We start from the raw sequence: 21349 nt of genomic DNA on the forward strand, positions 1-21349 counted from the left end.
CCGCTTGCCCTATCTCTCCAGGGGCCGTCCCTAAGTCATCACACGATGCCTTAGGGACGGCCCCTTTAATTGTTTAACGGAGGCCGATAATTCCTGCCCGTTTAGATTGATGACGCTGAATCATTTTTCGAATCTGAGGCGCTCTTAACTAATACATGGTCGAGCTTTGACGCAGCGGGCACTTTTTCACTCACTAAGCAAAACGGGAGGAAGCTGAGCTTGGCTCAGTTTCCTCCCATTTTGCTAATCCAGCTTAATCAGGGGTATTGGGCCCCTCATTTTTTGAACATCATTGCACAACAAAAAAACCGGCTCCGCGAAGGAACCGGCTTCTCTAGGAATCCGAGAATACAAGATCAAAAACATGCTTGTAGGTGGCGACATCGAAAGCTTTCGACATCGTCCCGTCTCCCAGCACCACAAATCCGAGATAAAGACCTCCCATTAGCGCACCTACGAACATCGCAAGTACGATTAGCTTGCGGGCGAACCACCAAGCGGTAAAGCGGCTGGTCTTCTTCGATCTAATGCCAGAAGCGGACTTCCGGGCCTTGCCCGTGGAGGCTTGCTTGCCTGAGGCCGTGCTTTCTTCGCTGCCTTGGGGGCTTGACGCTCCACTATTTGAAAATTGTGTATTATTAGTCATCTTCATCATCCTTACTCCGCATGGGCATGAGTGTTTCGGCCCGTTCAACAGCCGTCACTACCCAGGTCTATGACAGCGCGGCTGAGTCCAACCGTCCGTCATACTGCAGGAAGGAAGAATCAGGCGCGCATATTGTTGGCCAAGCCGGCCATATTATCCGCCGAAGACAATGCCCTTGCGCTCAGCTGATATGCCCGCTGAACACTAAGAAGCTCGGTCATTTCCTCGACTAGATCTACATTAGATTGCTCAATATAACCTTGTCGAACGGCAACTCCGCTCTCCACGCCGGCCACAACCGGAGCCAGAATATCAGCAGCATCAACATCAGCAGGTACCGCAAACAGATTATCCGCCACCGCAACTAGTGCATCTGGACGGGTAGGCTGAACCAAAGTCAGCGTTCCGAGCTGCGTCCGGGTACCATCAGCCCGAATCCCTTCGATAACACCTTCGTTACTGATCTGCAGGGACACGCCCTGCGGGACGACAATCGATCCCTCGCGTAAAACGACGCCATTCGGGGTTTGCACCGGCACCTGGCCCAGGACTGGATACCCAGTGTCTGTCGCCAGTATCGTATCACCCTGGCCGTTTACCGTCAACTGAAATGCCCCGCTGCGAGTATAGCCGCGTCCCCCGTTACCGTCTGAATCAACGACAAAAAGTGCGTTGCCATCCAGCGCCAGATCGGTAGAGGTTCCTGTTTGCTTCAAGGAGCCTTGTGTCATATCTGGACCTTGCTGGATAAAGCGAGTACCCCAGCCCTGATTATAGCCAAGCGGGCTGACGCGGCCATCCTTGCGGAACGGCTCCGGCTGCTGCTTCGCATTGGTAAGCAAATCCTGGAAAGTTGCCTCTTTGCGCTTGTAACCCGCCGTGTTCACATTAGCCATATTTTCCGCCAACAGATCAAGACGTTGCTGTAGGGCATTCATCGACACTGTTGCATTGATAATGGAATTATTCACCGATTACCCTCCTTTTACACTCGTCCGATCTCGTTGGCAGCTTTCTCAAGACTCTTATCATAGAATTGAATTACCTTTTGGTTGGCCTCATAAGCACGCATTGCACCCATGATGTTCAGCATCGTCTGCGATGGATCTACGTTGGAGCGTTCCGTATAACCTTGACGCACCTCAACACCTTCTCCAGGCGCAACTGCAGCTGTGCCGCCTTCGCCGTTCAGCCTGAACTTGCCGTCTCCTTCACGGACGAGGTCATTGACCCGATCGATCCGGGTAATCAGCAGCGATTGACCGGTGTCACCGCCGGCTGCATCCAGGAAACGATAATTCCCGTCCAGCTTCAGCGATTCCAAGCTCGTCCCACGCGGGAATACGATCGGCTGGTTGTTGGCTCCGAGCACCGGTGAACCGCTCGACGTTACAAGTGCGCCGTCATCCGTAAGGCTGAACTCGCCGCCACGCGTGTAACGAACTTCGCCATCCTCGTTCAAAACGGTGAAGTAGGCTTGTGGACGATAGGTTACCGTGCCGTCTTCAGCTACCGATTTGCCGGAGGCGTCAAAAACGACGCCTGGTACAGGAATCTCCGACACAAGTGCGAAGTCCGAAGGGCTGTCTGTCTTGTTCAAGTCGCCCTGAATTTGAAGGGCGATGCTCTCCTCGGCCAGCACGCCCGTGCTGATCCGTCCGATCTGCTTAACAGGCAGATCGTTCTTGCCGCTTAGGGACAAGAGCATCTCCGGGAAGGAGCGGTTCAGTGCGTTGGTGGCCTTGTAGCCGGCCGTGTTCAGGTTTGCGATATTGGTCGTTGCGGTATCATGGACGCGCTGCTGGGCGATCATGCCTGCCGCCGCCGTATACATTCCTCTGAGCATCGGAATCCTCCTTGCAATTGTCTGGAATGTATATCGGCATTCCGGCAGCCATCCTGAATAGGACTCGCAACCATCTGTTCGTGCAAGCCATATTATTATGTAGGATGAAATCAGCAAAAAGCCGCTGCTTCAAGCAGCGGCCAAGCGGGAGTCCCGGACTAGGGATGGGTTAAAACCGGGGTTTTCTACGGGATATGCGATCCAGATGATCTAGCATGAAGCCAGTACCTTTAACGACGCAGTGCATCGGGTCCTCGGCGACCAACACTGGAACCTTGAGCTCGTTAGCAAGTAGCAGATCGAGCCCCTCCAGCAACGCGCCTCCACCTGTCAAAATAACACCGCGATCAATAATGTCCGCCGACAGCTCGGGCGGAGTCTGCTCCAGCACGAACTTGGCAGCTGTCACAATGGCCGCCACCGAATCGGATAAAGCCTCGCGTACTTCATCCGAGTGGATATTGAGCGTGCGTGGTAATCCACTTACCATATCGCGGCCCCGAATATCGATAGAATTATTACGGGCTCCGGAATATACCGAGCCGATCCGGATCTTGATCTCCTCGCTTGTCCGCTCTCCGATCAGGAGCTTGTACTTAGCCTTGATATAACGTGCGATATCGGAATCGAAAGTATCGCCAGCCACCTTAATGGAGGAGGAGGTAACGATATCGCCCATCGACAGCACGGCGACATCCGTCGTGCCGCCGCCGATGTCTACGACCATATTGCCGCTTGGCTGATAAATATCCATACCGGCCCCGATGGCCGCCGCCTTAGGTTCTTCTTCCATATAAACCTCGCGAGCGCCGCAACGCTCGGCAGCCTGGCGGATCGCCTTCTGCTCCACAGAGGTGATATTAGTCGGCGCACAGATAAGAATACGCGGGCGGCTGTACCAGCTCCGCCCGCCGATGCGGTCGATGAATGCCTTAAGCATCATTTCGGTGATTTCAAAATCAGCGATAACTCCGTCACGCAGCGGACGGATGGCCACGATATTGCCCGGCGTCCGTCCGACCATACGGTAGGCCTCTTCGCCGACCGCCAGCACCCGGCGGGTGTCGGTTTCCACGGCGACAACGGAGGGCTCATCAAGCACAACGCCCTTCCCTTTTACATGAATGGACACATTGGCAGTACCCAAATCAATCCCGATATCCTTGCTTAGCATAACGTCCGAGGTCCCCTAACGAATAGTGTAGATGTTCATTACCAAATTATTCGCTGAAAACCTCATTTTTCCTCTGATTTTGTAGAAAAATTTTAGCGCTTCCCAGCTGCCCCAGCTGCCAAAACCTCGCGACGCTTGGTACTTTTCTTATATTTGATCTTGGTGGCTTCTCCCCCCCTCAGATGGCGGATGGACTTATGGTACTCCAGAATATGTTTGACCTGGTCCGCCAGATCCGGATTAATCTCCGGCAGCCGCTCGGTTAAATCCTTGTGCACCGTACTCTTGGATACCCCGAACTCTTTGGCGATTGTACGCACCGTATGCTTGGTCTCAACGATGCACCGGCCAATCTTAATGGTCCGCTCTTTGATGTAATCGTGCACGTTCCCGCCTCCTTGACTCGTTGTAAGTTTGGTACATTATATGAGGGGGTATTGGAGATATTCTTTATGGCCAAGTCCTAAGACCGATTTCTGTCCAAATTGCCTGAAAATAGGACCCTAGATGCTTCTAAATGGGTCTGTCCGCACTCTCAGCGTCATTTATTCCAACTTTGAAAAAAAGAAAAAAGCCGCCCGGCGTCCTCCGTTTCGGAAGGCTCCAATGGCGGCTTGCTAATTCAATGCTACAATCGTTCCGGATTACTCGGCGTCATCCTGAGCGCTGTCCGCAGAGTCCGCGGCGCCTGCATCCGGTGTTTTGGACGAGTCAGCAGGGTTTGCAGCATCAGCATCAGGAGCAGCTTCTTTAGTACTTGCCGCATCTGCCCCAGATACATCAGTTACAGGTGCTTCGGATGTAGCAGCATCCGGTGCAGCTTGTTCAGTTGTTCCGCCGACTTCGGCTTGGCTGGCTACAGCTTGAAGCTTAGGCGCAATAGCCGGAAGCAGCGAAGACGGGTTTACATGCTCGTTATTTTGCAGAAGCGCGAAGTGCAGATGTACTCCAAGATCTTTCTGCATGTCGTTGCGGCCTGCCTTGCCGATGACGGTCGACTGCTTAACTTCATCGCCCGCCTTCACGTTGACACCGCTTAGGCTTTGGTAGACGGAGACGAGTCCATTGCCGTGGGCGATCTCTACGACCGTGCCGTTGGTTGGCTGATCTTGTACTAGGGTTACTTTGCCACTCAGCACGGCCATTACGTCGAAAGGTTGATCGTCAGCGCGTGCCAGATCGATGCCGGTGTTACCTTTGAATGTGTTGTTCTGCTCCACCATCGCAGCTGCCTGCTCGGCCTCGTTCGCAGCTGTATCAAAATAGCCGCGCTTCACAACTACATCCGCCACGCTGACCACTGGCCATGCAGCTTTTTCACCCGGTACCGGCTTGACTGTTTCCTCTACTGGCTTCTCGCCGCCCTGCCCCGTCTGAGCGTTCTCTGTTTTTGGAGTCTCGGTTGTTGTAGTCTTCTGGTCATCCCCTTGATAGAGCCACATGACGGTTACGATAATTGCTGCCGCAGCGACAAACATGGCCGGAGAGATCCACTTGCGCGACAGGGTCTTCTTGTAGGTTGAAGCGGGCTTTCTTCCTCCCAATTGATTTTTAGGAGGTTCTTGCTTGTTTTTTTGTTCTTCATTCATTTTCTATCACCTCACTAGCCATTGTTACCGGATTGATTGGCTTTATACGTGAGGAGATAGAGAAATTACAAGAGAAGATTAGGATGACTATAAAAGGCTCTAACCGCGCCCCCAGCGGATTAGGAGAGTTCTTTGGGCAGCGACGCGGTGCGGATCACCTCTGTACCGGTGTAATAATGAGAGAGTATCTGGTAGGCGGTGCTGCCGCTTTGGGCCATTCCATCTGCTCCCCATTGGCTCATACCGACGCCATGGCCGTAGCCATAGGTCGTTATCTCAATCTCTTTTCCTGCTATTTTCCAAGTGAACTGAGTGGACGCCAGCCCCAGCTTCTCTCGCATCTGCCGCCCGGTGAACACCTTGCTTCCAGCGGTCATCTCGCGGATACGTCTACCGTCAGTCGTGTCTAGTACCCTTAAACTTCTAGGTGCGGTTTTACCACTAATGCCCAGCTTCTTATAGAAGGCTGCGAGACTCATCGTTGTCGTTTCTTTGAATTCAGGGCTAATCTTCTTGTCCCAGGGGCTGGCTACGCTGCGCAGATAGGGAAGGTTGGCGCCCCAGTAATCCTCGGAATTTTCTGTATACCCATTGCTGGTGCTGAAAAATAGAGCTTCGATCGGCTTGCCCTCATACGTGATAATCTGCCCCCTAGTCTCCTGTACCGCCGCGTTTAACTTGGCCAGGTTAGCTTCTCGGTCCTTGCCGCTCCAGCGGTCCAGTAGCTTGTCCAGTGGCACATACACCTGATGTGCCGTCGTATCCGTCACATCGGCGTTTTTAACTGGCATCCCGGAGCGGTCCCCCGAGGCTAGCCGCTTGACCAAATAGGTTCGCGCCGCGATCGCTTGCGCCTTCAGCGCCTCCGGCTCGAAGCTCACCGGCATCTCGCCGGCGATAACGCCGCGCACATACAGCTCCATGGGCACCTTTTCCACCCGCTTCTCGGCGGTCAAGTAGACACGAACGGTCATGCGGTCCAACGCTCCCGGCAGCGGGAGAGCAGTCTGTTTCTTGACGGTACGGCTTGAGGCGCCGCCTCCTGCGGGAGCTTTGGGGGAGCCGTCCGGCGGGATGTTGCCTCCTGCGGGAGCGGTGGGGGAGCCGTCCGGCAGGACGTTGCCTCCTGCGGGAGCGCTGGGGGAGGCGTCAGGCGGGACGTTGCCTCCTGCGGGAGCGGTAGGGGAGACGTCCGGCAGGAAGTTGCCGCCTGTAGGAGCGTAAGCGCCGCTTCCGGCGGGGGCTTTGGAGAAGCCTCCGACTCCGGTTTGGCCGCCTGTGGGCGGAGTTGAGCCAGTGGTGGCTCCACCGAAAGTGTCGCTCACATTTGCGTCTTTTGACGATGCTGTCCCCTTGTCGTTCGATCCCCCGCCGCCTGAGGGATTAATCCCATTCGCCCCGCCCGGATAGGCGGTCTCACTTCCCGGCGCTCCTCCCGCTGCGCCAAGCAGCGGCACCAGCGTTCCGCTAGAAGCTGCAAACATCGGCTGACGCTCCGCCCCCGGCGCCGAAGAGGCGCCGTATCCCGTCTGCTCGGTACTATATTGCTGCGCTTGCTCTTGCCGCTGCACGATTAAACCGGGGATAAGAATCGCCGCCGCCGTGAGAATACTGACCGCGGCCAGCGGCCATGGCTTAACTGGTAATGGCGGATTTTTTTGTCCGGCAGGTTTGTCCTGAGAAGCAATCCTTTTTTCCGAAAGATGAGAATCTAATCTTCCCTCAGTAGCTACTGAGATTCGGCGTGGTTCTCTATTGTTGTTATCTCGCTGGCCCGTTTCCATCCGGTTTGACTCTTTACTATTAATATCTTTTTGGCTCGACTCAATCCGTCCTAACTCTCTACTGTCAGAACCTCTCTGGCTCAATTCCATGCACCTTGACCCTTTACTATCAGCATCTCTCTGGCTCAATTCCATGCACCTTGACCCTTTACTATCAGCATCTCTCTGACTCAATTCCATGCACCTTGACCCTTTACTATCAGCATCTCTCTGGCTCAATTCTACCGGACTCAGCTCTCTTCGCTCAACGCCTCTCTGACTTGATTGCACTCGCCTTGCCTCAATCCAGCCTGATCCCACCCGGTTCGCTTTGCTCGTGAGTGTGTCTCGCTTGCTGAGTTCGATATTTCCTGGTTTAAAAGAACTCCGTTCCACCCGTCTCCTCTTTGTTCCGCGGCTTACATTCCAATTCTCCAGTTTGTTTGCCATCACTTGATCTTCCCCTTTCGCTCCGCCAACTGATAGGGCCGTAACTCTTTCGACCAGCCGCCCTAGCAGAGAGCTCATCTTCCATCTCGTCTTTATAGACTATGAGATTGGAAATATAGAATAGAACCCCGGATCAGCACAGGAAGAAGTAGATAGGATGAACAAAATCCCTTTTTGGAACATGACTTGCACTAAGAGAATGAGGTTGTTTGCCTATTTTATAGCCTTATCACATCTAGCTTTTTCATCCACATTCCCTCTCAAACTGATTGCCCAACACGGCTAAAAAAAAGAATGCCCCTCATCATGTGAATGATGTCGTAGGCATTCCTAATTTTTAAGACTACTTGATGAAAAGGTGGATTCCCTCGCGGTTGCGCTTATTCAAGTAGTCCAAACTACTTGCGCTTCACTTTTCCTCACGGTTACGCTCGTTCAAGTAGCAAAAGCTACTTGAGCATCTCTTTTCCTCGCGGTTATGCTCGTTCAAGTAGCAAAAGCTACTTGAGCATCTCTTTTTCTCGCGGTTACGCTCGTTCAAGTAGCAAAAGCTACTTGAGCATCTCTTTTCCTCGCGGTTACGCTCGTTCAAGTAGTCCAAACTACTTGCGCTTCACTTTTTCTCGCGGTTACGCTCGTTCAAGTAGCAAAAGCTACTTGAGCATCTCTTTTCCTCGCGGTTACGCTCGTTCAAGTAGTCCAAACTACTTGCGCTTCACTTTTTCTCGCGGTTACGCTCATGCAAGTAGTCCAAACTACTTGCGCGCCCCTTTTCCTCGCGGTTACGCTCGTTCAAGTAGCAAAAGCTACTTGAACATCTCTTTTCCTCGCGGTTACGCTCGTTCAAGTAGCAAAAGCTACTTGAACATCTCTTTTCCTCGCGGTTACGCTCGTTCAAGTAGCAAAAGCTACTTGAACATCTCTTTTCCTCGCGGTTACGCTCGTTCAAGTAGCAAAAGCTACTTGAGCATCTCTTTTCCTTGCGGTTACGCTCGTTCAAGTAGTCCAAACTACTTGCGCGTCTCTTTTTCACGCGATTACGCTCGTTCAAGTAGTCCAAACTACTTGCGCGTCTCTTTTTCACGCGATTACGCTCGTTCAAGTAGCAAAAGCTACTTGAGCATCTCTTTTCCTCGCGGTTACGCTCATGCAAGTAGCAAAAGCTACTTGAGCATCTCTTTTTCACGCGATTACGCTCGTTCAAGTAGTCCAAACTACTTGCGCGTCTCTTTTCCTCGCGGTTACGCTCGTTCAAGTAGTCCAAACTACTTGCGCGTCTCTTTTTCACGCGATTACGCTCGTTCAAGTAGTCCAAACTACTTGAGCGCCCCTTTTTCACGCGGTTACGCTCGTTCAAGTAGTCCAAACTACTTGAGCGGCCCTTTTTCACGCGGTTACGCCCATTCAAGTAGTCCAAACTACTTGAGCGCCACTTTTTCACGCGGTTACGCTTGTTCAAGTAGCAAAAGCTACTTGAGCACTCCGTTCCACTCGCGCTTGCCCCGCTTCAAGTAGCAAAGACTACTTGAGCGCTCCTTCCACGCGCGGTTCGAGCCACTTCCGCTGTACCCAGCGAGTAGAACCCACTCAGCTCTCCGTTGCCGCATCCGCATTCGCCCCAGGCCGAGCCTGCTGAAGGCAAAAACGGAACGAGCTACCCCGTCCGGGGTCGCTCTTCACTTCAATGCGCGAGCCATGAGCGTCAAGAATATGCTTGACGATTGATAGGCCAATTCCGGTACCGCCGTGGCCGCCTCGGGATTCGTCGCTTTTATAGAAACGCTCCCAGATCCGCCGCGTTTGCTCTTCTGACATACCGATTCCCTCGTCCCGCACGGTGACACAGGCCGCATCAGTACGGCGCTCCAGTGTGACGTAGATGGTGGAGCCATTCGGCGAGAAAGCCATCGCGTTTTGCAGCAAATTGATCATAACCTGCTCCAAACGATGAGGATCACCAACAACAAGAATCTTCACTTCAGCGGAAGGTAGCAGAACTCCGTCCGGTTCATGCTGCTTTTCGACGGGTAAGCCGATGATTTCATAACGGACAGCATGATGCTCAAAGGTAGACTCCATACGCGACAGCAGCATACGAATCATTTCGGCCAAATCGAACTCCGACGGATGCACGTCGAATTGGCCAGCCTCGATTTTGGACATGTCCAGCAGATCATCCACGAGCTTCATCAGCCGCATCGTCTGATCCTGCGTGATACGCAGGTATCGTTCCGCTTTCTCGCGCGGCACGGTGCCGTCGAGAATTGCCTCTATATACCCGTGGATAGAAGTCAGCGGAGAGCGCAAATCATGCGATACATTAGCCAAAAAGTCCCGCCGCATCTGCTCCAGCGCTCCAAGATCGGCTGCCATCCGATTCAGCGATCGGGCCAGCTGGCCGAGCTCGTCAGGAGAACGGTCGATAATTTGACTGTCGAACTGGCCTTTAGCAAAATTATCTGCTCCCTTGCTCATACGCCGGATACGAGCCGTCATATACCGTGAGAACATCCAGGAAAAAACGACGGATACGGCGAGAGCGCTCGCTATCGCAAGCCAGCTCAGATTTTGCCAACGGCGGAAATCACGCTGCACACCGGTGGACAGCGAGACGACGTATCGGTCAATGGATGGAGCGTACTGGGAGCTGACAATCCATTTGCCCGAAGCATTTTCGATCAGATCCGAGCTCGGCTCCACACTTATACTTAAATTAGCTGAGCTAATAAGCTCACGAATTTCCTGCTCCGGCAGCGGCACTTGCCCGACTTGCATATATCGACCGCGACGGTCAATGATCAGGAAAGTTTTCATCTGCGGTGGCACGAGAAGCTGCAGGGCCGTTCGAATCGAGGCATCGCTCCATCCGTCCTGCGCAGCCGTTTCCAGCAATGTGATCGTCCGCCGCAATTCAGCGCCTTCCATACCTTGCCGACGCTCAAGCATGTCGCGACCCACGAGCTGGGAGGAAATTAGATTGTAGACAAGGAAGGTTACAACCAAAATCGATAGAGAAATGAGCAACAGCTTGGCAAAAATGCTATTCAGCCCCAGCCGGACCAGCAATCGACTTGTAGCTACTATGGCTTTTTTCACTCTTATGGCTCCTCTGGTTGCCTTCGGCTCATAAATCCACAACCTCAAACCGATAACCTACGCCGCGCACCGTCCCGATACGCCAGGCCGGATGCTCGCCAAGTCGGTCCCGAATCCGCTTAATATGGACATCCACCGTGTTGGAGTCTCCAAAATAGTCCATCCCCCAGATTCCCTGCAACAGCTCCTCACGGGTAAACACTTTACCAGGCCGGGAGGCGAGCCGATAAAGCAGCTCGACCTCCTTCGGGGCGCAGCCGACATTCTGACCGCGCACACTCACTCGATATTCCGTCACATCCACGATCAAGTCCGGGAATACCGCGTTTTCCTTATAAAGCGTCGGATGCGTCCGTTTCAGCACCGCCCGAATGCGGGCGATCAACTCCTTAGGATCAAAGGGTTTGATCATATAATCATCCGCGCCTATCGAGAAACCTTTTAACCTATCGTAACCTTCCCCTTTGCCCGTAAGAAAGATGATCGGCACCGCACTGGTCCGCCTAATCTCCTCACACACGCTCCATCCATCACGCTCCGGCATCATCACATCCAGCACGACTAGGTCGGGAATCTGCTCATAGAAGCAGCGCAGCCCGGAGGCTCCGTCATGAGCAATTGCATACTGGAAACCGTAGCGCTCCAAATACAGCTCCAGCAGATCGGTGATGAGCGGATCGTCTTCGATAAGGAGAATCATAGGTTTTTTCATAAAAGGATACCTCCAAAGATACGGCTTCAGTCGTGGCGAAGCGCGTCGACCGGCTTCAGCGAAGCTGCTTTATTGGCTGGGAAGATGCCGAATAGAACCCCGACCAAAGCTGAAAAAGCAAATGAATAAAGGACAACCTCCGTTTCAATCCCAGTGGCCGTGCCCCCGTACTCCGTCATGACGAAACATGCACCGTAGGCGGCTGCAATGCCGAGCAGACCTCCTAGGCTGCTGATGGAAACAGCCTCCACCAGAAACTGGAACAATACATCTTTTTTCCGGGCTCCCAGTGCTTTTCGGACGCCGATTTCTCGCGTGCGCTCGGTGACAGACACGAGCATGATGTTCATTATGCCGATACCCCCGACGAGCAGTGAGATGGCCGCCACTCCTGCCATCATGGTGGACATCGTTTTCGACACTGATTCCGCCGTTTCCTTCAACTCTTCCGAGTTGGTGATGCGATAGCTGTTCGTATTCCCCCGGAAAATATCCGACAGCTTCGCCTCAAGCGAAGCCGTCACCGCGTCCATCCGATCCGCGCTGCTTACGTTGACCGATACGGTGCGCACACCTTCCGACTGCAGCATCCGCTGCGCCGTCGTGATCGGAATGATAATCTTCTCGTCATTGGAGACGCCAAGCGAGGTTCCCTTAGGCTCTAGCAACCCAACCACCTTATATTTGATCCCGTTCAGCAAAATCATCTCACCAATCGGGCTGACGCCTGCGCCGAAAAGTTCTTCTGACGTAGCTACACCAAGCAGCGCTACTTTGCTGTAAGCGGCCAGATCAAGGGGGGCGATGAAACGCCCTTCCTGAGGATGGAAATCCTCCACTCCCTCATAATCCGGCGTTACTCCCTCCACCGTCACCGACGATTCCGTTTCCACGCTCTCATAACGAACTGACGCACTGCCACTCACCGTAGGTGACAGTCCCTCAATACCGCCGATGTCGTCACCAAGCGTCTCTGCTTGCGGAAGGGTGAGCGTTGTGCTGCTGCCGCGGCCCGTAACGTTCACCGACAGCTTATTGGTGCCGAGCCCCTGCAATTGGCTGTTCACCTCGTTCGCCGAGCCTTGGCCCATCGCCATCAGTGAGATGACGGTGGCAACGCCGATCAGAATTCCGAGCATCGAGAGCACCGTGCGGAGCTTGTTAGCGAGTATGCTGCTCCAGGCCATCCAGATGCCTTGCGAAAGCTTCACGAGCAGTCCCTCCTTCCTCCGTCAGCAAACCGTCCTTCATATAAACAATACGCCCAGCCCTCGCTGCTACATCGGGATCATGAGTGATAAGTACGATTGTATGGCCTTGAGCGTTCAGCTCCTGAATCAGACCGAGCACTTCGGCTCCGGTTCTCGTATCAAGTGCGCCCGTAGGCTCATCGGCAAGGAGGATAGGCGGGTTTCCCGCCAGCGCTCTGGCAATCGCCACGCGTTGCATCTGGCCGCCAGACAGCTGATTAGGACGATGGTCCATCCGATCCCCAAGACCGACCTTAACGAGCGCAGCCTCCGCCGCCTCTCGACGTTCTTTGCGAGACAGCCCTCTATAGATGAGCGGAAGCTCCACATTGTCACGAGCACTCATCCGGGGAAGTAAATGAAAGCTTTGAAAAATAAATCCGATGCCGCGGTTACGGACCTCCGCCAGTCGATTTTCGCTGAGGCCGCCAACCTCTTGTCCATCCAACCTATAACTGCCAGAACTCGGCGTGTCCAGACAGCCGATTATATTCATTAGCGTCGACTTACCTGAACCGGAAGGCCCGATAATCGCTATAAAATCACCTGGCATCACTTCTAAATTGACACCTTGCAAAATCGGAACCCCTTCTCCAGCCATGCGGTAACTTTTGCGGACATCGCGGATATCGATAAGCGCCCCAACGCTCGAATCGGAAAACGCAGCCCGCTCCACCGAGCTTGTCTTACGCAGGCCGGGCATCAGTTCCGCCCTCCTGCAGCACCGCCGCCAGTACCTCCTCCAGCACCGCCGCCTGGGAAGCTGCCAGCTGGCATGCCGCCTCCAAAACCGCCCCCGCCAAAGCTGCCTCCAAAGCCACCTTGGATTCTTTGCATTTGGCCAGACTGCGCTGAGGAACCTCCTACCGTACCTGTCGGCAGAGCGACCAACACGGAAGCACCAGCTTCCAGTCCGGACACAATTTGAGCGAATTCCTCGCTCACGAGGCCAACCTCTACCTCTTGCAGCTGGCCTCCCAGCGCCAGACGGTTTGCTCGCGCGTTATCGGCATCCGTACCGTTTACTCCGCTGCGTTGCGTCCCTGCACTTGCGGCTCCTCCGGCATCCCTGCCGGCTCCACTGCGCTGCCCACCTGTGCCTGCTTCGCCGCCGCCAGCAGCTTGAGGGGCATTCCCCGTGGCGACATCTTGTCCGCCTCCTTCGGCGTTGGCGTCAGCCCCGCCGTCACCGATGCCGCTTGTCGGCACTCGCACATAAGACTTGCCGCCTAGAGTAACGACGGCGTCCACGGGCACCAGCACTGCATTTTCGGCCGAATCCGTTATAATCTCCGCGGAGCCTGACATTCCCACCAACACGCCTTCGAGATCGCTGAGCGTAACCGAAACGGGATATGTAGCAACTCCATTACTAGACACACCTTCGCGCGCTATTTCCGATATTTTACCCTCAAAGGTTCGTTCTGTCAGAGCATTCAGGCTGATGATCGCCGGTTGGCCTACCTTCAGCTTTGGCACATCTAGCTCATCCGCATTCATCGTAAAGCTGAGCTTGCTGTAATCGGTAATCGACACCGCTTCCGCATTTGCATTGACCTCTTGGCCGGCTGCAACGGATACGGCAGTTACTGTGCCAGCTGTATCGGCAATAAGATCATTTTTTGCGGACTGCTCCCTTTGAAGATTCGCCCCTTCCTCCTCGAGCTGCTCCATCGTTAACTTGACGCTATCGATCTGCAGCATAATCTCGCTTTGCTTGTCGGCATCGCCTTCTTGCCAGTATTGTTTCTTCAGTTGCTGCAGTTGAAGCTCCTGCTTATCCTGCTCCAGCTCCTTCTGGCGGATGCTGAAGGATTGATCCGTTTTCTCAAACGTCACCAACGTTTGCCCAGCTGCAACTTCATCGCCAGCGCTGACGAGCACCTTTGCCACCGTTCCTTGACGGCCTGCTTTTAACACGCTCTGTTCCACAGCGGCTACCGCACCGGTACCGGATACTTTGACTTCAATTTTCCCCTGCGTAACCGTAACCGTCCTAGCTATTGCCGCCGCAGCGATTGGCGCGTCATCCTGAGAACGGTAAGCATAATAGCCATAACCTCCGACGACCAGGATGAGAATTCCTAGTACCAAGATTCCTTTGCGCACTCCACCCACTCCTCCTCCGTTCTTATCCAACGAGAAAGGTAACATGATGAAATGAACAGAAAATGAACATAAAAAAAGAGCCCCGATAACCGGCGCTCCACTCCCTATCTCTATAACGTTCAGCTGCGACTATCGCAGCTGAATCCTTAACCTGTTTACTTTGCTTAGGCCAGTGTCGGCTCCACGTCTTCCACGGCAACTTGCTCCTCGGCCTTGTAGCCTTCTTCCTCGGAAGCAGCTGCCGCAGCAACATGAACCTCATCGGCTTCGGCCGATTTACGCAGCGAGGAAAGTACGATTGGTTCTACAATCTCCTGCACTTCAACCTCATCGGCAGTGCGATGAATATCCGCACCAAGCGCAGCGAGCTTGCCAGCGATGTCGACGTAACCACGATCCACATGATGCAGACCGCCAACTTCCGTTTCGCCATCGGCGACGAGTCCTGCACAGATCAGTGCCGCTCCGGCGCGAAGATCTGTAGCTGTCACTTTGGCGCCGTGCAGGGGAACTCCGCCGGTAATAATTGCCGAGCGGCCTTCGACCTTGATGTTGGCGTTCATTTTGCGGAATTCATCCACATGCATGAAACGGTTCTCGAATACCGTCTCCGTGACGACCGAAGTACCCTCGGACACAAGCAGCAGCGCCATCATCTGAGACTGCATATCCGTAGGGAAGCCTGGATGCGGCAGCGTCTTAACGTCAACACTGCGCAGCGCGCGATCCGCCTGAACACGAATGCCGGTATCCTCTTCCGTCAGCTTTACACCCATCTCCTGCAGTTTGGAAATGACAGGTCCAAGATGGTCGGCAATTGCCCCCTCTACAAACACGTCACCGCCGGTAATCGCTGCAGCAATAAGGAAAGTTCCTGCCTCAACACGGTCAGGAATAACGTTATGACGCGCACCGACCAGCTTGTTGACACCCTCGATGCGGATCAAACCTGTACCTGCGCCGCGAATGCGTGCGCCCATGGCATTGAGATAGTTGGCCAGATCAACGATCTCTGGCTCTTTGGCAGCATTTTCTAACATCGTCGTGCCATCCGCCAAAGCTGCGGCCATCATAATGTTCTCTGTCGCGCCAACGCTGGCAACATCCAGATAGATCTTAGCGCCTTTCAGACGCCCTGGAGCTGCAGCTTCTACGAAGCCTTGCCCAGTCGTAATAATGGCTCCCATAGCTTCAAAGCCCTTGAGATGCTGGTCAATTGGACGTGTTCCAATCGCACAACCGCCAGGCATGGAGATGCGAACTTTGCCCAAACGAGCTAGCAACGGACCCATCACGAGGAAGGATGCACGCATTTTGCTGACCCATTCATAAGGCGCCTCGCATGATGTCAGCTGCTGGGCCGATATCGTCATGCTATCCTGACCGATTACGGCCTTGGCTCCAAGCGTTTGGAGCACTTGGCGGATGGTTAGGACATCATCGAGGAGGGGAACGTCGCAAATGACGCTTTCTCCTTCCGTAGCGAGTAGGGAGGCGGCCAGGATGGGCAGAACGGCGTTTTTAGCTCCGTGAACACGCACCGTTCCTTCCAGCCTGCGACCTCCTCTAACGACAATTTTGCTCATAATTCCGTTCCCTCCGGACGCTGCATTTTCTTATGCATATTTCATTCTATAATCTTATGAACTTGGACGAGCAATAGTGTGACTAATATTCCGATACAGATATAAATTCCAGTTAAGCTAAAAGACCCGATTCATGAGTGACAAGTGCTGAACTTCCTAGAACTTCCAGTGGGTTTTGGGCTTAAAATAAAAAGAATAACCCAGAATACCACAGATCATATTAACACTCGTCTACAATAATCGACAAGGGTTTATTTTGCATCATATCAATTTAATCCAATTTTCGTGTATAAAAATCGAATTTTGTTGACAAGGTATAGCATTCGCAAATTACATTCGTTTTTGTACCGTAGGTTAAACTTAGTCTCTGCAAACGCCTCGCCAGTTATTCGGAAGCTGCTGGAAGCGTCTTCTTCAGAAGAATCTTGTTGGGATGTCTTCTTTAAATCAGCTTAAGCACATTCGTCCATGACCAATAATCCAGGATAAAGCGAGCGAAAAGATGCCCCACAATAACCGATAGAACGGCAATCAGAACCCGGGCTCTCGGGCTGCGTGGATGCTTGAACCAGTGATCCAGCTTCAATTCCTGCAGCAAGTACCAGGCAAGCAAAATACTCGAAATAGTGATAATGATGGAAAATAAACCGGTTACGCCGAGCGATGAGAAAGCTCCATCGAAACCCAGATTGCTGTTCATTTAATAACCCCGATCCCCTGCCCGTAAACGGCAAACTATGCTTTTTAATAATTCTATCGACATCGTAGGACAATCTTCAGCATAAAATCAATAAAACCGGCAGCTTGCCAGTTCAGACGGACGGACAGACGGACAGACGGACAGTCAGACAGTCAGTCGCCCTTAGCCTCTGGCAGCTTCTCGCGCGTAATTCCCAGTGTGTAAAAACCTGCAGCGTAATTGGCTAGCGGCTCCGATGCGTCCCATACACGTATGTAATAAATGCCCGGAGAAACGCGAATCTGTGGCGATGTCTCTGCGGTTCCCTCGCCTTCATAGTCCACGGCAACCTCAGCTCCGCCGGCTTTGCGATAGGCGAAGGCTGGATCCATGCGCATCGTGCCAGCACCCAGTTGGATACGCAATAAACCTTCAGCCTCAACCTTGATCGAGTACCAATCCTTGTCACCCATTTTGTGTAAAGTCCCGCGTACACTTCCAGTGCGGTCAGGGAGCGATACCGCCTCAGTTGCTTTATCATTGGGTTCGCTGGAGTCCGCTTTCATACGCAAATTGGTGCTCAGCAAGTAGGGCAGCTTCGAGCTGCCAGCTGAGCCTTTAAGCCCCAGGCGAAGACGGTTAACCCCTTTTTTGACGTTCCATTCAACGTTATGGTTGCTGAACTTGAGTTCTTTTTTTATGTTGCCTCCCGACTGCTCCAGAAGCAGGTCAATCGTCTTTGGAGATTGGCCGGCCGAAAGGAGCTGTCGCAATTGGAGCGTCACGACTCCATCATAAGGACTGTCGAGCCTGTACCAGTCGCTGTCGGCAGTGCCACTCAGCTCGGCTGATAGCTGCTTACCGAGCGGCATCGCAGCAGCCTTTGCAGAAGAGCTATTAGGCTCATGCGGATCAGGTTTATATTTCTCCGTTAAGGCTCGCTCCATCCTCAGCAATCCGTAACCTGTAACCACGTCGAAACCACCAGGCGCGGTGTCCTTGGTCGTTTGACGTAGCAGCGAACGAATCTGGTAAGGTTTAAGGTTCGGGTATTTCGCCCAAAGCAAAGCTGCAGCGGCAGCCGCTTGAGGAGCCGCCATAGACGTCCCTTCCTCATAGTGGTAACTGCCCCCCATTTCCGTTGTGTACACGCGCCACGCGCCAGCCAGATCGATCTCAGAGCCTCGGCTTGAGCGGGGCTCCGGAATACCGTCAGGGCCAATTCCTCCCACTGATAGCACGGTCGGATAGGCCGCCGGATACTTGATCGTTGTTTTACTACCAAAGCGCTCGGCATCGTTGCCTGTTGCGGCAACTAGCAGCACGCCCTTTTTCTCCGCCAGATCCACGATTTCCCGCATATAGGGGGAGGAATGGTACAGTCCGACCGACAGAACGACGATGCGCGCACCCTTCTCAATCGCTCGAAGAATCCCCTCTCCCAACTGCTTCTCATCTCCGTACCCGTCCTTGTCCAGCGCTTTGACCGGTAACAGCCGAGCTTTCCAAAGGACGCCGGTAATGCCGGCTGCATTGTTGCCGCTTGCTGCGATGACTCCAGCCACACTGGTGCCATGCCCATTATCATCCTGCGCCGGAGAGCCGGGATTCTGCAGATTTACGCCCTGCAAAAGATTCCGTTTCAGATCAGGATGATCCAGATCGATGCCGGTGTCGACCACCGCGATGGTGACGGAAGACTGCGGCCGGATTTTGGACCAGGCTTCGCGAGCTCCGATCTGTTTCAAATAGGCCTGCTTGGACAGGCCTGGATCGCTCGGAGCGGCCGAAGATGCAGCCGCTAGCGTCGAGGCAAGCGAAGCAGTGCCGTTAGCGCGGGGGCTCGCGAGAGAAGCAGAGTCAAGGGCGCGGGAAGCCGCAAGAGAAGCCGCCTGCGGCGGCGAAGCAGAGCCGAGAGCGCGAAGGCTTGCGAGCGACGGTGAAGCTGGGCCGAAGGCAAGGGGCCTCGTCAGCGAAGCCGCCTGCGGCGGCGAAGCAGAGCCGAGGGCAAGGTAGCTCGTCGGCGGCGCTGCCTGCGACGAGCCGAAGGCAAGGCGGCCCGCGAGCGGCGCTGTCGCGGGCCGCGCGTCAAGCACCCGAACCGATTCGTTCGGGTGCACGTAGGCGACGCCAGGCGTCGCCCTCAGCCGCGCTAGCCACGCGGCTGGGTCCGCGCCCGGCTCGGGCGCGACAAGCTCCACCGCCGGCTCTGCGCGGTGGTGGAGCACGATCGTCCCGGGCAAAGCAATGCGCTGCCCGGGATCGCGCCAACCGAGAAGCCAGCTATGCTGCTTCTCGGCTCGCGCCTGCGCGCCGGCGCTATCCGCGGCCGGCGCAGCAATGCTGCCCGCTGGCAAAGCGGGGGCAGCGGCCAGCATGCTGGCTGTTGCGAGCGCTGCCGCCAACTTGCGGACAAGTCTCGGCGAGTTAGCATATCCTGCTTTCATGAGCCTCAATTCCTTTGCTCCGTATCTATCCTATGATGGTCCGGCGCTTCTATCCCTACTCGGCAGGGATGCTTCGAAAAAAGCTGCCTTGAACCATCTAACACATTCATTTCGCAACCTGCCTACAAGGGGCAAAAAGAGTCCTTTTTCGACTTTCGCGGACTACCTTTTTCCGGTATCAAAGCTTAATCAGTTCGTTCTTCTTGCCTACTTTTTCGCTTTCCACACCCTTAATTCCTCTTTATTTGGCAAAATCCATCCTTGCGAACAAAGACTAGTAAAGCAACCGTATAACCTTGCAGACGGTTAAAAATAATGCAAAACGAACCATTTAAACAAGCCCCTCACGCTTTGCGGAGGAGCTTGAATGTTCAATTAATCCCTAAATTAATTCCTTAATTAATCGGCCAATTAGCCCTGAAACTTTTCCAGCATCCAACGATGCTTATCCAATTGCTCGACCATGCCCGTCAAAATATCGGCTGTAGCGGGATCATCTTCCTTATCGGCAGCCTCCGCCGCTTTTTTCAGATCCGATGCGAGCAATGTGAAATCTTCAACGACGGAGCGCACCATCGTGTCGGCATCCTCTTTCTCCGTCGCTTCCTTGATGGAGGAAAGAGACAGCATACCCTTCATGGTGGAAACTGGCTTGCCGCCAATGGCGATCAGACGCTCAGCCGTCTCGTCGAACATCAGAGTAACCGCATCGTAAAGTTCTTCGAATTTGACATGCAAAGTGTAAAAATTAGGACCTGTCACATTCCAGTGGAAGGAATGCAGCTTCATATACAACACACCCAACGAAGCGACCTGTTTGTTCAGCTCTTCCCGGGTTTTTTCATTCGTTTGTGCTTTGGAGTTAGTCGCTTGTGTAGCCATAGTTGATTACCCCTTTCATGAGTTCGGAATCAGATGCGACGATGGAACTTCTTACTGCTTTATTACCCTGCCCACGGAGGAAGCAAACAGGCTAGCGGGCATTCCACCTCTCAGCTTGCGCAGCCAGTACTCCCTTTATCCGCGATAAGCCCTTTTTATCCCGTCATGTCATTCGCACAATTCCCGCAAGCCTGGCTCTCATAATCTAATGTGAGGTGACCCGTATGCCGACTATCAAAAAATATATGAAGACCTATAAGTCCCGCGCTCTCTGGGGCAAATTGCGGGTCAGCCGCATGCTGCTCAAGAATTCTGCTACGGCTTCGCTGATCCCGACTACCAGATCCCTGTCGCTGAAGCTGCTGACTCTTATGCTCGCCCGCTACAAAACGCTTTACATTAAGCCGGATATCGGCTCCCTTGGAATGGGGATTCATCGACTAAGTACATCCTCTTATGGCGGCTATGAGCTGATTTCTGTTGTATCGCGCAAGCAGATTACACGCATATTCCCGACTATTAACAGCGTTTATCGCCTGCTAAAAAGAGCCGAGGTAAACGGCAAACTGATTATTCAAAGAGGTATTTCGCTCGACCTGGTCGGCGGCAAGCCCTATGATCTGCGCGCTATGGTTCAGCGCCGGCCAGATGGGCCATGGACATACACCGGTACCATCGCCAAAATTGCATCGCCCAACAGGATCGTCACGAATGTTCATCAAGGGGCGCAGGTATGCATGGTCTCGAAGCTATGGGAAATGCAGGGTTTGTCCTTACAGGCAGCCAGTGCCTATGAACGAATGATTGAAAGCAAAGCTCTAACCATCAGTCGCTCTCTGTCTCGCCAATATACGGGCATGTATGAGATGGGCATCGACTTTGCCTTCGACCGTTCCAAGAAGCTGTGGGTAATTGAGGTCAATACGAATCATCCTCAGTTCGGACCAATCAAAAAGCTGGACCGGGCGACCTACAACCGAATGGCCAGTTACGCCCGCAGCTACGGACGTATGGATCACTAAAGCTGGAACTGGCTAGTGCCGGATTCATGCTCTAAACATTTCCCGAATGACTGGCTCCAAATCCAAACCATCAAACAAAGGGAGTATACTCATCAAAT

The 21349-nt window shown here is 53.6% G+C and carries 20 protein-coding genes; 1 reads left to right on the forward strand and 19 read right to left on the reverse strand.

The window, feature by feature from the left end:
- Positions 1–334: 334 nt before the first annotated feature.
- The 19 genes from CGZ75_RS14355 to CGZ75_RS14430 all read right to left on the reverse strand — a co-directional run bounded on the left by CGZ75_RS14355 (position 335) and on the right by CGZ75_RS14430 (position 20229).
- Entirely contained in the window at positions 335–646 is a 312-nt protein-coding gene (locus CGZ75_RS14355; protein ID WP_176444845.1) for a DNA-directed RNA polymerase subunit beta, read from the reverse strand.
- Between the two features lie 119 nt (positions 647–765).
- Positions 766–1617 (reverse strand): flagellar hook-basal body protein, encoded by an 852-nt coding sequence (locus tag CGZ75_RS14360; RefSeq protein ID WP_089524976.1) that lies wholly within the window; start codon positions 1615–1617, stop codon positions 766–768.
- A 14-nt stretch (positions 1618–1631) separates the two neighbouring features.
- Positions 1632–2492 carry a flagellar hook-basal body protein gene (locus CGZ75_RS14365; protein WP_089524977.1) on the reverse strand — a complete coding sequence of 287 codons (861 nt, stop codon included), beginning with the start codon at positions 2490–2492 and terminating at the stop codon, positions 1632–1634.
- Between the two features lie 169 nt (positions 2493–2661).
- Positions 2662–3666 (reverse strand): rod shape-determining protein MreB, encoded by a 1005-nt coding sequence (mreB, locus tag CGZ75_RS14370; protein ID WP_089524978.1) that lies wholly within the window; start codon positions 3664–3666, stop codon positions 2662–2664.
- A 92-nt stretch (positions 3667–3758) separates the two neighbouring features.
- Complete coding sequence (spoIIID, locus tag CGZ75_RS14375; protein ID WP_089524979.1) at positions 3759–4052, reverse strand: sporulation transcriptional regulator SpoIIID; 294 nt, start codon at positions 4050–4052, stop codon at positions 3759–3761.
- Between the two features lie 258 nt (positions 4053–4310).
- Positions 4311–5255, reverse strand: a complete 945-nt coding sequence (locus CGZ75_RS14380; protein WP_089524980.1) for a M23 family metallopeptidase — start codon at positions 5253–5255, stop codon at positions 4311–4313.
- Positions 5256–5374: 119 nt separating this feature from the next.
- The gene (gene spoIID / locus CGZ75_RS25845; protein ID WP_245850868.1) at positions 5375–7039 is read right to left on the reverse strand and encodes a stage II sporulation protein D; all 1665 of its coding nucleotides are present in this window, start codon (positions 7037–7039) and stop codon (positions 5375–5377) included.
- Between the two features lie 838 nt (positions 7040–7877).
- The gene (locus CGZ75_RS24610) at positions 7878–8060 is read right to left on the reverse strand and encodes a hypothetical protein (RefSeq protein ID WP_141136770.1); all 183 of its coding nucleotides are present in this window, start codon (positions 8058–8060) and stop codon (positions 7878–7880) included.
- 123 nt (positions 8061–8183) lie between these two features.
- Positions 8184–8927, reverse strand: a complete 744-nt coding sequence (locus tag CGZ75_RS24615; protein WP_141136771.1) for a hypothetical protein — start codon at positions 8925–8927, stop codon at positions 8184–8186.
- A 10-nt stretch (positions 8928–8937) separates the two neighbouring features.
- Complete coding sequence (locus CGZ75_RS25325) at positions 8938–9075, reverse strand: hypothetical protein (RefSeq protein ID WP_176444846.1); 138 nt, start codon at positions 9073–9075, stop codon at positions 8938–8940.
- Positions 9056–10564 (reverse strand): sensor histidine kinase, encoded by a 1509-nt coding sequence (locus tag CGZ75_RS14390; RefSeq protein WP_089524981.1) that lies wholly within the window; start codon positions 10562–10564, stop codon positions 9056–9058. The genes CGZ75_RS25325 and CGZ75_RS14390 overlap by 20 nt, the downstream gene beginning before the upstream one ends.
- A gap of 28 nt (positions 10565–10592) precedes the next feature.
- Positions 10593–11276 carry a response regulator transcription factor gene (locus CGZ75_RS14395; protein WP_089524982.1) on the reverse strand — a complete coding sequence of 228 codons (684 nt, stop codon included), beginning with the start codon at positions 11274–11276 and terminating at the stop codon, positions 10593–10595.
- Between the two features lie 26 nt (positions 11277–11302).
- Positions 11303–12487 (reverse strand): ABC transporter permease, encoded by a 1185-nt coding sequence (locus CGZ75_RS14400; protein WP_245850869.1) that lies wholly within the window; start codon positions 12485–12487, stop codon positions 11303–11305.
- A complete protein-coding gene (locus tag CGZ75_RS14405) occupies positions 12438–13127 on the reverse strand; it encodes an ABC transporter ATP-binding protein (RefSeq protein ID WP_245850933.1) in 690 nt (229 codons plus the stop codon). Before CGZ75_RS14405 ends, CGZ75_RS14400 begins: the two co-directional genes overlap by 50 nt.
- A 101-nt stretch (positions 13128–13228) precedes the next feature.
- A complete protein-coding gene (locus CGZ75_RS14410; protein WP_176444847.1) occupies positions 13229–14635 on the reverse strand; it encodes an efflux RND transporter periplasmic adaptor subunit in 1407 nt (468 codons plus the stop codon).
- A 164-nt stretch (positions 14636–14799) separates the two neighbouring features.
- Positions 14800–16221: a UDP-N-acetylglucosamine 1-carboxyvinyltransferase gene (murA, locus tag CGZ75_RS14415; protein WP_141136772.1), complete on the reverse strand. Its 1422-nt coding sequence runs from the start codon at positions 16219–16221 to the stop codon at positions 14800–14802.
- A gap of 442 nt (positions 16222–16663) precedes the next feature.
- Positions 16664–16921: a DUF1146 domain-containing protein gene (locus CGZ75_RS14420; protein WP_089524986.1), complete on the reverse strand. Its 258-nt coding sequence runs from the start codon at positions 16919–16921 to the stop codon at positions 16664–16666.
- 152 nt (positions 16922–17073) lie between these two features.
- On the reverse strand, positions 17074–19347 hold the full coding sequence (locus tag CGZ75_RS14425) for a S8 family serine peptidase (RefSeq protein WP_089524987.1): 2274 nt from the start codon (positions 19345–19347) through the stop codon (positions 17074–17076).
- A 411-nt stretch (positions 19348–19758) separates the two neighbouring features.
- A complete protein-coding gene (locus CGZ75_RS14430; protein WP_089524988.1) occupies positions 19759–20229 on the reverse strand; it encodes a Dps family protein in 471 nt (156 codons plus the stop codon).
- Between the two features lie 224 nt (positions 20230–20453).
- Here CGZ75_RS14430 and CGZ75_RS14435 point away from each other — a divergent pair, with 224 nt between their 5' ends.
- Positions 20454–21251, forward strand: a complete 798-nt coding sequence (locus CGZ75_RS14435) for a YheC/YheD family protein (protein WP_089524989.1) — start codon at positions 20454–20456, stop codon at positions 21249–21251.
- The last annotated feature ends 98 nt before the right edge of the window (positions 21252–21349 follow it).

This window comes from Paenibacillus herberti, assembly GCF_002233675.1.
GTDB lineage: Bacteria > Bacillota > Bacilli > Paenibacillales > Paenibacillaceae > Paenibacillus_O > Paenibacillus_O herberti.